Annotated in this window: 8 protein-coding genes; 2 read left to right on the forward strand and 6 right to left on the reverse strand. The window is 44.5% G+C overall.

The window, feature by feature from the left end; all coding sequences use genetic code 11:
* Positions 1–208 precede the first annotated feature (208 nt).
* Entirely contained in the window at positions 209–436 is a 228-nt protein-coding gene (locus JGK20_RS23105; RefSeq protein WP_293209087.1) for a hypothetical protein, read from the reverse strand.
* A 61-nt stretch (positions 437–497) separates the two neighbouring features.
* On the opposite strand from JGK20_RS23105, the gene JGK20_RS23110 reads away from it, so the two are divergent.
* A complete protein-coding gene (locus JGK20_RS23110) occupies positions 498–10181 on the forward strand; it encodes a DUF4114 domain-containing protein (RefSeq protein ID WP_293232309.1) in 9684 nt (3227 codons plus the stop codon).
* A 139-nt stretch (positions 10182–10320) separates the two neighbouring features.
* Here the strand turns inward: JGK20_RS23110 and JGK20_RS23115 are convergent, their stop codons facing one another.
* The gene (locus JGK20_RS23115) at positions 10321–10929 is read right to left on the reverse strand and encodes a pentapeptide repeat-containing protein (RefSeq protein ID WP_293209142.1); all 609 of its coding nucleotides are present in this window, start codon (positions 10927–10929) and stop codon (positions 10321–10323) included.
* Positions 10930–11000: 71 nt separating this feature from the next.
* Here JGK20_RS23115 and JGK20_RS23120 point away from each other — a divergent pair, with 71 nt between their 5' ends.
* Positions 11001–12605: a DNA/RNA non-specific endonuclease gene (locus JGK20_RS23120; RefSeq protein ID WP_293232311.1), complete on the forward strand. Its 1605-nt coding sequence runs from the start codon at positions 11001–11003 to the stop codon at positions 12603–12605.
* Positions 12606–12695: 90 nt separating this feature from the next.
* On the opposite strand, the gene JGK20_RS23125 is transcribed toward JGK20_RS23120, so the two are convergent.
* The 4 genes from JGK20_RS23125 to JGK20_RS23140 all read right to left on the reverse strand — a co-directional run bounded on the left by JGK20_RS23125 (position 12696) and on the right by JGK20_RS23140 (position 16072).
* Complete coding sequence (locus JGK20_RS23125; protein WP_194070886.1) at positions 12696–13376, reverse strand: pentapeptide repeat-containing protein; 681 nt, start codon at positions 13374–13376, stop codon at positions 12696–12698.
* Positions 13377–13526: 150 nt separating this feature from the next.
* A complete protein-coding gene (locus JGK20_RS23130; protein WP_293232316.1) occupies positions 13527–14234 on the reverse strand; it encodes a pentapeptide repeat-containing protein in 708 nt (235 codons plus the stop codon).
* An 11-nt stretch (positions 14235–14245) separates the two neighbouring features.
* Positions 14246–15351 (reverse strand): IS630 family transposase gene (locus JGK20_RS23135; protein ID WP_293232318.1). Its coding sequence is split into 2 segments (ribosomal slippage): positions 14246–14919 and positions 14919–15351, totalling 1107 coding nucleotides; the frame shifts between segments, so codons are not numbered across the junction.
* 79 nt (positions 15352–15430) lie between these two features.
* Positions 15431–16072, reverse strand: coding sequence for a pentapeptide repeat-containing protein (locus JGK20_RS23140; protein WP_293209044.1), 642 nt, complete (start codon positions 16070–16072; stop codon positions 15431–15433).
* Positions 16073–16383: the final 311 nt, after the last annotated feature.

Below are 16383 nucleotides of genomic sequence, written 5' to 3' on the forward strand. Positions count from 1 at the left end.
ATCGAGAAGCTGGAGAAACAAATATGGCACAGGCACAACGGCTCGCTGGCTATGGTCTAGACGTTTTGAAGAAGCTGTTTAGAATGAAATAGCCCTGCTCACTCCATAACGATAGTTCCCTACTAACTAGCACTCCTAAAAAAGACTCAAGCTCAAACACAGATAAAAAAGTAGACCCGCTCACCGGCGACACCGCAACTGCTAAATCTCAAGAGTTATTACCATCAAAAACCGTACCAGCCGACACATCACCCGCAGATAGCCTCACAAATCCCGGTTCTTCAAACAGCAGCTCAGCAAATCCAACCCCACCAGTTACCGTACCATCCAACAAAAATGAAGAACTAACCAAACCAATACCGAACAATATTACCGACCAAAATGCCAACTTCGACTTAAACGCCTTCAAAGTAGAGCAAACAGGTAAAGTCAGCATAGAATACAAATACGACGGAGGCTGGTATCAAGGACAGCTAGCCATCGTCAGCCTACGAGGAATGGACAAATTTGTTCCAGGTTCCGAAGCATTTATCAAAGAAGCAGCCCGACGCGCCTTAAGCAACTCCCCATCCGGTTACATCGCAATTTCTGACAATTCAGAAGGAGCGTATTACTCCAATCCCACAGGTGAAAACTTCAACTCAGGAGCCTACCTCGGCACAAAAACATTTGCCATGACACCAGGAGACGATTTTTGTTTCCTCCTAGTACCCAACGGCACAGTACAGCAAGTATACGACAATCCCACAATTGCCGGCGACAAACGACCCCTATTTTCAATCTTTACAACCAACCCCAACGACGGCTTTAATATCGGTCAAATTGCTGACATTACAGGAGAAGGAAAACTCTTTGTCATGGAAGACATGGGGGTAAGTCAAGGCAGCGACCGCGATTACAACGATATCATATTTAAAATAACAGGCGCTACATCCAAAATCGCACCCCTGAGTCGATTCATTAATTCTGAACAGCAAAGCAGCCACTCGGAGCTAGCTAAAAAATTGATGGGTTCTGCTTCCACAGCAGAGACTAAAACCGACTCGGTAATTGATACGAAGCCCAAAGACACCTCGAAAACTGATTCAGTAATTGATACAAAGCCCAAAGACACCTCGAAAACCGATCCAGTAATTGATACAACGTCTGAAGACACCTCGAAAACCGACTCACTAATTGAGACGGCACCCAAAGACACCTCAAAAACCGACTCGGTAATTGCTAATCCGCCTAAAGACTTGCCAAAAACCGACTCAGTAATTGCCACAACGTCTGAAGAATCGCCGAAAACTGACTCACTAATTACTGAATCAAACAAGGAATCATCTCCAAAAACAGAACCAATAGGTGCTGATGCAGGCAAACCGAAGACAGAATCAATAATCAGCTCTGACACTTCCAAATTGCATAAAACAGAATTAACACCTGATGTTGATGCCCAAAAACCTCAGACAGCATCAATAGTAGACAATTCAGGCAGCAAAGAACCGTCAAAAGCAGAATCATTACCATCAAGTATTGGTATATCTGACAGCAGCCCAACGCAAATAAAAGAACCTACGGCTGTTTCAGGTTTAGAAGAAAAACCGCAAGAAAAAACAGAACTAGCACCTTCTAGCCCAACCGTTATTAGTGTTGGCACTGCCGAGACAACTAAGCCCTCTCAAGAGAAGATTGAGCAGACTTTTGCCGAGCCAACAATACCAAATAAAAGTGCAAATTCATCAGAAATATCTGAGTCAGTTCCAACAACAGATTCAGCAAAAACGATTATTGCTAGTCCCAATTTTCCCTCAATCGGCAGCACTCCTTATGAACAACAATCATCAAATGTTGCAGTTGTCAATCAAACCAAGTCAGACAAAGAATCTCAAACTGCTGTTCCTTCAGATAAGCTAGGCTCAGACAAACAACCCCCAAATGTTGCAGTTAAGGGTGCAACTAACTCAAACGATAAATCTCAAACTACCGTTAGTTCAGACAAATTAGCTGCGGAAAAACCATCGGCAAATCTCGCGATTGTCCCAACAAACAACTCCGATAAACAACCCTCATTTTCCCCTGCTCAGCCTTTAACTCTTCCAACGAACGCTAACACAAAAATTGGTGCATCTGAAATCACACCTGTCGCAATACCAACAAATACAACATCAAGGGAAACTACTGAGGTTCCGACAACCACAATAGCAGAAATCACTGAGGTTCCGACAACCACAATAGCATTAGAAAACGGAGATACTTCTACAATCAATGTTGATGTTAATCCAATTATAAAACAGCCAGTTGGTACCGACTTGAATGTTACCAAACCAGCAACTGGTGAAGGGAGCCAAACCAATGCAGTTGGAACTTTAAGGATCGAACAATCTACAGCAGAAGCTGACTCAATTGTAATTGATACCGCTTCCCAACAAATCGAACAATCTCTGCTGCAAACAGACTCGCCCATTCCCAGAATTCTCGAACAACAGCCACAACAAACAGACTCCATAACTGGCGATGTTGGCGGGCAATTGCTAAGCAGCAATACAGAATTTCTCGCTTCAAGCGTTGCCAAACAATTGTCTCCAGAAACAGACTTCTTAGCTGGCGTCTCTGCTGTCGATACACTTAAAGACATCGCTGTCACCTTCACACCAGAAGCAGTTGAAACTCCAAGCGATGAATTGCTGCCTTCAAAATCCGCTGCAACTCCAAGCGATGAATTGCTGTTAGTAGAAAAACCCACTCAATTTGCCGACAGCATAAGTGAAAGTCAACCTGCTGCGATACAGCGTACCAGCAACTCCGCAACTTTGCTCTCAATTGCAGTAACAGCTAATTCGCAAACACCAGGCACATTTATCGTAGGCGCAACAGGATTAGTCAAGTTTGACTATACATTTGACGGCGGTTACTATGAGGGAGAATTAGGCATTTTCAGCCTAACCGGCATGGAAGCATTCATCCCCGGTACTCCTGAATTCACTGCCGAAGCAGCCAGGAGAGTTCTAACCAATTCAACATTAGGACACGTTGTAATCCACGACTCTACAGAAGGGGCAAAATTCACCGGTGCGATGCCGTCCGAATCCGATTTCGGTGCGGGACAATATCAAGGCATCAAAACCTTCAACATGACACCGGGAGACAGCTTCGCGGTGATGCTCGTACCTAGCGGCGGCGTGCAGCTAGCCTACCAACACCCGTGGCTGGGAGACATATTCCCCGAACACCGTCCTTTACTCTCCATTGGATCTGCCAATCCCAACAATACATCTTACCTGCTCCCAATAGCCGACATTACAGGGAACGGCAACGCTTTTGCCCTCGAAGATATGTGGGCAGGTTCTGCCACAGACGGCGACTACAATGACGTAATCTTTAAAATCAGTGGCGCTACAGGCAGCGCGCCCAGTCTCGATACGCTTATCAACCCCAACAGGGAGTGGCGCAATACAACTTTGGGGCAGCAATTACTCGATGATTTCAATAACTCCAACTCAAACAACAATCCGCCTGTTGTATCGCCGACAAGCGCTCGGACTTATACAGAATTAGAGACAACTATTTCATTAGACAATCTTGCCACAGATGCAGAGGGCGACCCTCTGACAATTAGCGTCCTCAATCCAGTAAACGGCACTGTAATTTTCAATCCCTTAACTAACAAAGCATCCTTTAAACCAGCAACCGGTTTCTCTGGAATTGCCAGCTTTGATTTCCTTGCCAGCGACGCTTTTGGGAGTTCTAGTCCAGCGCGGGTGAGTATCAATGTCAGCGACGTTCCGCTGCTGAATTTGGATTTTGTGAAGCGAAATCCGATCCTCAATGCAGGAGAAAATACGGAATTAGTTGTGCTGGGAGATTTTGCCGACCAAAAAGGTGTAGTGCTCCCAGATTCTTATCTAACTTACACTTCAATAAATCCAGAAGTAGCACCAATTGATCCAACGGGGAAAGTGACAGGTTTAACCAACGGTACTTCAGTTTTGAGCGCAAGTCGAAATAACTTGCAAGCAGTGACCCCAATTCGGATTGGGACGATGCCAGCACCGACAACAGACGCTCAACTGCATCAGATACTAGCCGAAATGTACGGACTAGACCCATACCCAGATGCCGTCTCCCTGACACCAGGTTCAACGCGGAAACTGTCCCTCGGCTTAAACTCCAATTTCACCGAAGCCAACCTAACCGCAGCCAGCACAGGTACACGCTACTTTAGCAACAACAGCAACATCCTCAACGTCAGTCCCGACGGCACCATTACAGCAGTAGGCCTTGGCGATGCCACCGTCACAGCCATTCACGGCACCGCATCCGCCACCATTCCAGTTCGAGTCGAAGCACCGAAAATCGGCACAACCGCCTTGGGAACCGACGGTGGCATCATCAACTCAAGCGACGGAACCCTAGCAGTCATGATACCTCCGGGCGCTCTCAAACAGAATGCAACCGTCAGCATTGCCCCAGTCAACCAACAAAACTTGTCCCTACCGCTACCACCGGGATTTGAATTTGCAGGAGCCTTCAACTTAAACTTTAGCGATAACTCCCTGAATATACCCGCCCAGTTAGCAATACCAGCACCAGCCGGATTAGCACCAGGAACTGTGGCATACTTCCTGCGAAAAGGAGCAATTCCTGACGCAACCGGCACTTGGAATCCGATTTGGCTGCAAGAAGAATCAGGCATAGTCGGAGATGACGGCAACATTCGCACCCAGTCTCCTCCCTATCCAGGTGTGGTCAGACCGGGCGAATACGCAGTAGTCTACTCCAGTCCGACAGGCAGCGCTACCTTAGTCAAAGGTCAGCTTACCCTCAACTACAACTTCCCCCTAGCATTTTTTGGCATCATTGACCCCCAGGGAAACATCGGCCAGCTAATCGACCCGGACAAATTCGTTACCACCCCAGCCTTTACAGTAACTCGCGACATATCTTCAGTACAGGTAGTAGCAATCCCCAAGGTGGGACTGCCCGTAGTCACAGAGGTGGGCGTGCAGCGAAACGACGACGGCACCGCCACTTTCAAGGCAGCTTTGAATATGCCAGCCCCAACTACCTCTGACCCCACAACACCTCCTGTCCTCCAAAAAGCTGAACTGAAATTCAAGGATGAGAACAACCAGCAATTTGAGAACAATGAGCCCCTCTTATTTCTGACCGGGGGCAACATTTTAGTCAACAACGCCAGCGACTCCAAAGGCAGTAAGTTTGAAGATTTGACAGTTAAATTCTATGCAGGCAACTCTATGTATGAGGGCACTGTAGTACCGACACGCAGCCGCTCTCTTGGGGGCAATCAGTATGAAGTAGCAGTTAAAGTGCCTGATACAGTAGTGCTGGGCGCTTCAGGCGTCGTGCTGGAGAGGAAGCAGAACCAGATCGTCGAGCAAAAAGGCGTTACACCAGTATACAAAGAAATCCAGTACAACAGCAATCCAATTCGGCTGCCACAGGGGGCAGAGTACGTTTTTGCAGCCTTGGGCGGTTCTGACCGAGTAGCGGTTCTCAATGGTAAAAACCCCGAATCAGTAGTTGATACTACAAACAGCAAGGACTTGCTGTTGGCTCAAATTCCTGTGGGGACTAGCGGTGTCACAGATTGGGCAGAATCAACAGCCGTGACTAGCGACGGAAATCGCGTTTACGCAACCTTGAGGAATTCAGGTCAAGTGGCATTGGTCGATCCAATGGTACTGCGACAGGTAGATACTCAGCCAAATACTTCAGGCGTCAATCCCATTGTCCTGCCGGCGGGCGCTAGACCCAAGTCAATAGTCATCAGTCCTAGAGACGATTATGCTTACATTGGCGACTTGAATCAAGCGAAAATTTACGTCCTTGACATCAACCCTAACTCGGCAACTTATCACAAAGTAGTTGAGACTATTAACGTCACTTCACCATTAGGGTTGAGTCAGTTGGCAATTAGTAGTGACGGGCGGCGGCTGTTCGGCACGGGTTCTGATAATAATGAGCAAGTGCCTAATCGTCGGATTTATGCAATCAATATTGACTCGAAGGATCGACCGAAGGATGAAGATTCTAATCCTCGTAAGTGGCATCAACAAATCGGAGTTATTCCTACTATTTCGGAGACCGAGGGAATATCAGCTACGAATGAGTCGACGAAAATGGTGTTCACAAACGGATTGAATCGGAGTAATCCTGACCAGAATAATGACGCGCCTGGTTTTGGGGTGTTGGAAATTACTTCGGACGATCCTCTTAACTTTACTGCTTCTGTGAGTTATGCCCCTTTAAGTTTGGGTTTTCCTACTGATTATTTTGATGTGAATGAGGGGGTATCTGTCACTGTAACGCGGGATGGGCGGTATGGGTTTGTGGCTGGTCGCAATTCTGCAAGTCTTGGCCCTGATGCAGATGTGCGTTCTGGGGGAAATATTGGGATTATTAAAGACCCCTTGGGGCCAAATCCTCAATTAATCGGTGCTACCAGACCGATTCCAGAGGCTCTTACTAACGATTTGGTACTATCAAATGACAACAAATACCTTTATGGCTCTTATCCTTCTTTGAGTGGTAGCGGGAGCGTTTATGCTTTCGATGTTGAGGAAATGATTAAAACTCTGGACAATCCCGGTCAATTCAAAATTGATAGTCTTGACAGGGGTGTTAAGTCTCCTTTCTTCAATGCTACTACGGCGAGGTCTGTGACTGCGGCTGATTTCACAAGGGTTCCTATTGATGATATAAATCCGGCAATTAGTATTGCTGCTGACTATGGGATTCTTCAGGAGAACCGACCTGCTAATCAGTTTACTTATGGGGTGCCGTTGGGTACAAAACGCGCACCAGTCGGTACTGGAGGTAATTTACGGGATTTGAGTTCTGCACCGACTGACTGGCTGAATTTGAAGGGGCCTGGTGCAACTACAAATGACCTGACTCCGACTTTTCAATGGCAGTTTGCTCCGGGTTGGGAGGATGTGAAAGAGGTTAATCTTTTTGTCAGTACCTTCGATAAAGGGGAGGGTTTGTTGCCAGAGGATAGGTGGGAGGATCTCGCCAATATCCAAAATCCAAACTTCAATAATCTCAGCCCACAGCAGCAGCAAAACTTGCTAGCAAAATGGAACTCCCAGTTCGGCACTTTAGACTATAACCCCAACCGCATCCTGACAGCGACTTGGAAGCCCGGTCAAGGCTGGGTGGGGCTTGGTGGTCTACCCCTTGACCCTTCAAACACCAATACCCAGTTCACGCTGCCCGATAATCGGACTCTGACGGCTGGTCAGACTTATCATTGGGCTGTTGAAGCTTTGAGCAAGGATGGAAAGCGAAATCTTGATGTTGGGCAGTTCAAAACATCGCCACCGCCTGCTCTGGGCGGCAACAGCACTTTCAGCAGCGTCACTGTACTGACCCACGGTTTTAAGCCTCCGGTCATTACCGGACCAGGGATTCCCAGCGAATTCTACAAAATGGCTGACAGCATTGCTACTACTGGGGGTGAAGGATTGCTCATGCGCTACGACTCGCCCACAGGTGACTGGGTTCCGGTCAATAAATATGGGCAAGTCAAGAGTGATTTCTTGAGTAATTCAACTTATTTTCCTAATGGTTTTGACTCTTCAGCTCCCAGTTATCGCACTGCTTTGTCGAGCTATATAGCTCCCTACCTCCAAGCCAACAAACCATTAGTGCTTCTGCCTGACTGGTCTCAAAATAATGAGTCAGCTATTCCCGATTCTGGCTTCACGGAGGGAGCAGCAGATAGTTTCTTTGCTTCGCTAGTGCAGCTAGATCAGTCGCTAGGAGGTGGTGCTAACTTCGACAGCCAAGGGAATTTTGTTCGCTCTCAGGGGGCAATTTTCAATTCGCCACTGCACTTTGTTGGCTTCAGTCGGGGGACTGTGGTCAATAGCGAAATAATTCAGCGTGTAGGGACTTACTTCCCTCTAGCTGGCGGGAAGGAGAATTCTCTGTTTCGCGACCTCCAGATGACTACATTAGATCCTCATGATTTTGACCAACCAAGTTTTTCGGTACAGTTACCATTTCTAGGAGAAGCGGGATTTGCAGATTTCCGCGAACCGAAGGTTCAGGTTTGGAAGAATGTGACTTTTGCGGACAACTACTACCAAACGGTGCCCAGGCTCGACCAAGGCATTCCACAAATTCCTACGCTGACACCTGCGGGTCGAGACATTCCCAATTTGAGCGGGCCCGATGCTCTGCGAACAGAGATTAGAGCAGGTCTCAAATTTCCCAGAAACAGTGCGGGGGAACTTCTAGGGAAGCCTGACGAAACGGTTTTCTTGGGTACTCGACGCAATGCTGATGGTTATGAAAATAGTTTACCTGGGTTTACGAAAGACGATCTCGCTGGGGGAACGCACGGGAGAGTCCTGACGTGGTATGCGGGGACTGCTGACCTAGGACTAACTGAGTATCGCCAAAATTCTTCTAGTACGCAACCTGTTGACCCGATCTCGCGGCGTCGGGGTGATGGGCATTACGAGCAACTATTTGACAGAGACTTTTCTTTCAGTGGAACTCCTCAAGACCCTCGTGTCAACCCCTGGTACACGCCTAAATATAGCGGGCAACCTAACTTTTCTCTGGGTGCTGCTAATGCTCCTAATGAGGGTATTGGTACTGGTTGGTTCTATTCTGTTCTTGGAGGTGGTTTGACTAAAGATCCGAATACGGGTGCGATCGCTAATTTACGACCGACTAATAATGTGGAGCGCGTGCCTCTTTCTTTTGACAATACAGCGGAAAGTCGGATGCGGGGTGATTTTGCGGTTCCTACTCTTTTTGGTGGCAACTTTGATGCTGTCTTTAATCCGCGTAGTTTGTTCCGAAATGCGATTAGTAATGCGATTCCGGGCTGGTCTTTTCACGGCGGTACGTCAAATATTGCGTCGCCGACAAGTAGGTTAGTTGATTGGAGGGATATTCCCGCACTTAACGAACCTCGTACCATCAAGAATGAGAAGGGAGCTAACTTATCACTAAATTACCTGGAACAGTTGGGCATTACTGAACCTAACAATGCCTTGAAATTAACATCGGGAGATAGCATCACACACAATCGCTTTGTCGTGCCTGACTGGGGAACATTACGTTTTAACCTTCATGTTCCTCAACTCACTAACGGAGAACTTAAGGTCTCTATCAAAGGAGATGCACCAGGGTACGACGAATATCAACCTATTGGAGTTATTGTTCTAAGTGCAGCAGAAAATAAAAATTCCAGCTCACAAACTTCTTACCCCTCAGATCGATTCAGGATTGGCTTTGGTACTACAGGATTTGAAACATTTCATATAGATGAGATACCCCAAGACCTGCGAGGAAAATCAGCTACACTAAAGTTTGAATTAAATGGTGGTGAAGTTTTCTTAGATGATGTCTTCTTTAAAAGCACTCACCTCAAATTCGGTAATCCTGCTTACAATGGAGAAGAAGCTCGCCGTGACCCTGCCCAACAAAACAACTACCTATTAGAGAAGCCACAATATACAGTGTCTTACGATAACAACTCTAAAAATCCCAAATGGGTAACTTGGCAATTAAACCGTTCCTGGCTGGGTGAGTTAACAAGAAGCGGTGTATTCAAGTCCGATGAAACCTTACCTATTCCTTTTAGTCCGCTAGTTACAAGTGAGGATTACAAAGGCTATCCAAACAACCTCTACGACCGCGGTCACATGGCAACTTCCGAACAACGAAACCGAGATAAGAAGGATATGTTGTCTACATTTCTTATGACGAATGCACTTCCGCAATACCCTGGAAATAATGTTAGTAATACCGCGTGGCGAAACCTTGAAGAATATTGCTACCAGTTAGCATTAGAAGGTAAAGAACTTTACATTACTGCTGGTGGATATGGAACATTAGGAACAATTAACGATAAAATGATCAATGTTCCTGATTATACTTGGAAAAATATCTTGGTCTTGGATCACCCGGGTTTAGGCATAAATGATATCACAGCAGCCAACACAAATGTTATCTCTGTAATAACGCCTAATAGACCAGCACCAACCGATTTTTCGACCCCAATACCGCATCCGCTAAATGGTTTGTTGCCATCGTCGGAACATCGTTCTCCTATAACAAGCTTGGCTCAGTGGAGAGATTGGCAAACCTGGACTGTTACGACTGTCGATCTTAAACGTCTTACCGGTCTTGACCTTCTATCCAATCTTGACTAGCTCTTGTGCAGACACTTAGGAGCTAAGTGGAAATAGATTCATTACTTGGTATGGCACAAGAGCATTGTGATTGGCTACCTAAATTTCCGTGACTAGGCTGGCACTAATTTAGTAAATGTTCAATACCTGTTATTTTGTACTAACAACTACTAAAGATTGTTCCATCTGGCATTGTGGCATTGTTGAAATTAATCCGTTCTAGCCGTAGACTTATTATCCCACGTATAACAATCCCTTCTGCACCTATAAGGCAAGCATTACTCAGGTTAACATTTTCCATAGAAACATCTTCTAGTTTGCTCCCACTGAAATCGGCTCTGCGAAAGTCAGTATTTGTGATTAAAACCTGTAGCAGATAGGCCCCCCTCAAATTAGCATCTGCTAAATTACTGTTATCAATACGGCATTCAAATAGATGAACACCTGTCAAATAGGCATTTTCTAAGTTAATACTTTCTAAGGAGAGACCACTCAAGTACGCACCAGACAGACTTGCCTGCCAGAAGTTAGTACCATTTAAGGTGGTATTGCTGAGGTCAACACCATTTAAGTTGGCCTGAAAAAAATTGGTTTTATTCAACATAGCACCACTTAGTTTTGCACCCTTTAAACTTGCATAATTAAGTTCAGCATCATTCAATATGATACCACCAAGGTCTGCACCATTCAATTTTGCATGGCTCAAATTAATACCAGTAAAATCTCTCTCACCCCTAGCATACCTTCTGAGTAATTCTTCGGTATCCATAACTTTTGTCCTTAGTTTATAATCATTGTAAGCTCTTAATAATACCTTATTTTTTGACTGAAAGGAAGGGTATGGGTACTGGTTGGTTCTATTCTGTTCTGGGAGGTGGGTTGACTAAAGATCCTAATACGGGTGCGATCGCTAATTTACGACCGACTAATAATGTGGAGCGCGTGCCTCTTTCTTTTGACAATACAGCGGAAAGGCGGATGCGGGGAGATTTTGCGATTCCTACTCTTTTTGGTGGCAACTTTGATGCTGTCTTTAATCCGCGTAGTTTGTTCCGAAATGCTATTAGTAATGCGATTCCGGGCTGGTCTTTTCACGGCGGTACGTCAAATATTGCGTCGCCGACAAGTAAGTTGGTTGATTGGAGGGATATTCCTAGTCTCGACAATTACAGACCAGAGGTAGGGTACGATCCAGCTCAACCTAACTACGCTCTGAGATTAACATCTGGTGACAGCATTACACACAATCAGTTTGTTGTGCCTGACTGGGGTGCGTTGCGATTTAATCTTCATGTTCCTAATCCTAATGGTGGCACGTTAAAGGTTTCTATGAAAGGCGATGAACCTGGTTATGAAAATTATCAACCCATAGGTAACATTGACTTGAGAGTAGCCGATGGTCGAGTCAATCCCGGTGCCTTACCAGAAATAGCTTACCCTATAGGCTATGCTGATACTGACACTAACCGCATTGGTTATGGTAATTTAGGGTTTGAAACTTTCCACGTTGATGTACCTGAAGTATTGCGTGGTAAGTCAGCTAAGCTGAAGTTTGAGTTAGAAGGGAATAATACGGTTTATTTGGATGATGTCTTTTTTAAGAGCACTCACCTCATGTTTGGTAATCCTACTTTAAACGGACAAGTAGCTAGACCTGATGCTGCGAACAATGCCAACAATTATCTGATTGAAAAGCCACAGTATTCGCTCTCTTATAATGAGAGTAACAAAGGTTCTAATTGGGTTAGTTGGCAAATCAACAAAACGTGGTTGGGCAATCTTGGATCACCACAGGGGGGTGGTGCAGAGCCTTACGATCCTTTCCCTTGGAGGTCAGATAGCGCACTTCCCAGTGAATTAGATACAACCGAGGGATGGGAATACCGAAATAGTGGTTTTGACCGAGGTCACTTGACTGCTAGAGAACAGCGTCAAAGAACTCAGAAAGATCAGTTTGCTACATTCCTGACAACGAACTTACTTCCACAAGAACCAGGGGAGAATCAAAGAGGAGCATGGCGAGCGTTAGAAGTCTTTAGTAAGGGAATTGTTAAGGATCGTGGTTGGGAATTGTATAACATTGCGGGTGGATATGAATCGTATAATGACGAATTACCACCCGATAACCCCCTCAATATAGAGAACATTAATCTTCCTGAATTCATGTGGAAAGTGATTGTACCTCTAAGACCTGGACAAGGTATAGCAGATGTAACAGCAAATACACCTGTAATAGCTGTCATGCTACCTAATTTTCCTAATTATCCCGGTACAACGCGAATACCGTGGTTTGATCCGGAAAACATAACTACTGTTGACAGGATTGAAGAACTTACAGGTCTTGACCTTCTCTCCAACCTCCCAGATGAAATTGAAAATATATTGGAGAGCCGATCCTATATTGGTTCAGTGACAGTTAATGATTTTCCAAATGTAGTTACCTAAGTTTTGGTAGTAGCTAACACTTGGCAATAATTGCTTAACTAGCGAGGGCGAATCAATTCTTCCTCGCTACTTTTAATACAGAAAACTTATTTACTGACAATGGTCATTCCTAATACTGCCATCTGGCATAGTTGTATTACACAAAATTGCGCCCCTAATTCTGTTAATGTTAGCCATATCTAAATTGATGAAAGATTCACTTAAGTCTACATTGGTTAAATTAGCTCCATCTAGCGAAGGCTCCTCTAAATTTGTATCTCTTAAGCAAGCCCCTGTTAAATTGGCATTGCAAAGAGCGCTTTGTGTCAAATTAGCTTCGCTCAAATTAGCACCGCTCAAGTCAGTTGCTTCCCATATAGCTTCAGCTATACTTGCCCCGCTGAGGTTAGCTCCCCTTAAGTTGGCTCCTGTTGAGTCAGTACAATCCAAATTTGCCCCACTTAAGTCAGCTCCACTCAGATCGATTCGGCATAATTCGGCAGAAGATAAACTAGCATTGCTAAGATTGACCCCCGATAGGTCAGCTTCAGCTAGCTTAGCCCAATCAAGTTGAGCATCGCTTAAGTTAGCACCGCTGAGATTAACAAGACTCAGATTTGCTTTAGTCAAGTTAGCACCGCTGAGATTGATACCGCTCAAGTCATTTTGACCTGGTTCTAGGTCTTCGACGTATGTCACGTCAGCAACGTTTAAGTTAGCACGACTTAAATCAACTCCAGAGAAATCCCTCTCTCCCGCAGCGTAACGCCTATATAGTTCTTCAACGTCCATAGCTTTCTTATGCAAGTTGTTTATGCTTTCATATTAGCACGCACTTTCACTCTTACCTTTTATGAATAAAATTCTGATTATTTCTGGTCTCCTATCGCTACTCAAAACTGTTAAATTAATATTGGTATAATATTAAATTTATAAGTTTATTTACTCAATCCAATCGGGTCCCTCTACGAATTCTCCCCCTGGTTCAATGGTTTTGCAGACAAAAGCTCCTATCCCACTGCCAAAACCTTTGACACCTGTCAGGTTGGTTGCCACCAAAATAACATTTTCAGTTTTGGTTCTCTCGCAGTCAGCCTCGGTCAAATCAGCACCACTCAAAATAGCATCTCTTAAGTCGGCATCGTTCAGATTAGCTTTTCTCAGATTCGCACCGCTGAGGTCGGCATTTCTTAGATTAGCCCCGCTCAGATTCGCGCCACTTAGGTTAGTACCAAGCATTCTAGCTCCTGGCAAGTGAGCATTACTCAAATTGGCATTGCTCAAATTGAGAGTCATAAGGTGGGCTTTGCTCAAATTGATTCCACTTAGGTCAACCCCGCTCAGGGCAGTGTTATTAACCTTAATTCCCGCAAAATTTCTCTCCCCAGCAGCGTACTGTTCGAGCAATTTACGAACTTCTATATATCGTGGATTTGGAGGCTCAAAACTAACTTCATCAAGAGTAGTATTGCGGAATATAGCTTGCTCCAAGTTAGCAGAGGCAAGACTCACAATATACAAAGAAGCATTACTCAAGTTGGCACCAGTTAGATTAGCACCCATGAGGTAAACTTCATTGAGTTCAGCATTGCTCAAGTTAATATCAGTTAAATCAGCGTTCTCTAAAATAATATAGCGATCGCAAATCATTCGTAAATTAATTAAGGGTTGGAGCGAGCAGCAGTTCCATTGAGTGTTGGTTCAAAAATACCAAATTTGTGTAACTTGGGAAAGTCAAAGCTTTGTTCCTGTATGGTAAAATTGAAGAACCATTTAAGCAAGGAAAAAGAACCGATCCGATTCCCAAATTTTCTCACCCAAGTCTTGGCATGAAGCCAAATATCTTCGACTGGATTCTGCTCCGGAGCATTAGGAGCAAACAGGACACAAGTTAAAGGCCATTCAGCCCGCTCAGACCCTTGATTAATTTCTTCTAGGTAAGCTTTCATTTCTTTATATTTGTGATAGCTGGCTCCATCCCAAATAATCAAATGTCTGGCTTCGGGATTTAAAGATTGTAAGTCTTTTAAGAAAGCCACTGTATTCTCAGAATTTGCCCTTGCATATTCTCGCAGAACAAACTGTTTTGTTAAATAATTTACTGCGCCATAATAAGTTTGTTTTTCTCTCTGATTCACCACTGGTATTTCTATTCTCTCGTTGCGCCTTCCCCAAAGATAACCACAGACATCTCCCCACAATAGATGACACTCATCAATCAAATACACCACAAGCTTTCTCGATTCTATAGCTGAGCGGTGTTCTTCCAGAATTTCACAGATTTCTTGGTGCTTTTTTTTGACGAGTTCTTCATCACGTTTTGGATTTTTTTTTGAGATTTTTTCCAGCTAATTCCCGCTGAATTAAAAAGTTGGTAGTAGCTAGTTTTTGATGGAAATTCAATCTGATATCGCTCGGCTATATAATTTGATAATTCGGATAAGTCCCACTGGTTTTTATTGGTTAACCATTGGATGACTTCCGCTCGTTCTTCAGGCTTAAGTTGTCCCCGCGAACCCTGATGATTTAAGCGCAACCCTTCAATTCCATGCAACGCATAATTGATTTTCCACTTACTGATAAATGGAGATGATACTCCCAATATCTTTTGAATAGTTTCGCGGCGAACCCCTTCAATTAACATGCGGATAGAAGCAGCTCTTTTAAGTTCTCTTGGGTCGGGATTGCTGGCAATAAAATTTTCGAGTTCCCATAAAGCTTGGACTTCATGCTCCACAAATTTTTCTGCCGATTTCTTTGGGGACATCTCAACTCCTACTGAGATTTACGTCCTCATTATTATACATGATTTGTGATTTACAATTCATTTGCGATCGCTATATTCCTCATTCATACCCAGAAATATTGTTCGCAATACTTCCATCTGGCATAATGGTATTGCAGAAAATAGCTTTCGCAAGGAAGCAATCTTCGATATTGGCAGCCCTCAAATTGGCATTGGTAAGGTTGGCATTATCAAAGTCGGCTTCTTTAAGAATAGTCCCACTGAGATTAGCCCCACTGAGATTGGCATCACTGAGTCCAGCTTGATCCAACTCGGCACCTTGAAGGTCAGCGCCAATCAAAAGAGCATTATCCAAGCTGGTTTCGTGAAGTATAGCCCCACTGAGGTTAACTCCTGTAAAGTTACTGCGCTGTGCAAAGGCATAGGCAAACCAAACATTTCTCAGGTTCGCCCTACTCAAGTTGGCATCTCTGATGTAAACCGCTTCCAAGTTGGCGCTTTCCAAGTTAGCTCCACTCAGATTGACCCTCTCAAGGATAGCCCCGTTCAACCAAGCATTTCTCAGAGAGGCTTCACTTAAATCAGCTTCGTCCAGAACGGCGCTACCCAGATTTGCTTCACTAAGATTAACTCCACTGAGATTAACCCCACTCAATCTAGCTCGGCTCAAATCAAGCCCGTTGAAGTCCCTCTCCCCAGCAGTATATCGTCTTAGTAGTTCTGCTTCATTTATTCTGTCCATAACTTTGTATCCTAGAGTTTATTTACAATAGACCTCTTGCAAAAAAGATATATGTTATAATTGGAAGTTTTGAATTAGACATCTCCATAATTGTGGAACAGGCATCCTGCCTGTTATTCACAGGCTTTTGGGAGATGTCTAATCAAGTAAAGCAAAACCTTCTATTATATCAGAAAATTATTTTGCAAGAGGTCTAATAATAACATAATGCTCTGACGGGGTGACAGGTCGTCTGAAAAGCATACAGGGAGATAACTCTAGACAAATCGCCTCAAAAAAGATAGGGTAAGAAAGCTTCTTACCCAAAAATA

Source organism: Microcoleus sp. PH2017_05_CCC_O_A (assembly GCF_020738785.1).
Lineage (GTDB): Bacteria > Cyanobacteriota > Cyanobacteriia > Cyanobacteriales > Microcoleaceae > Microcoleus.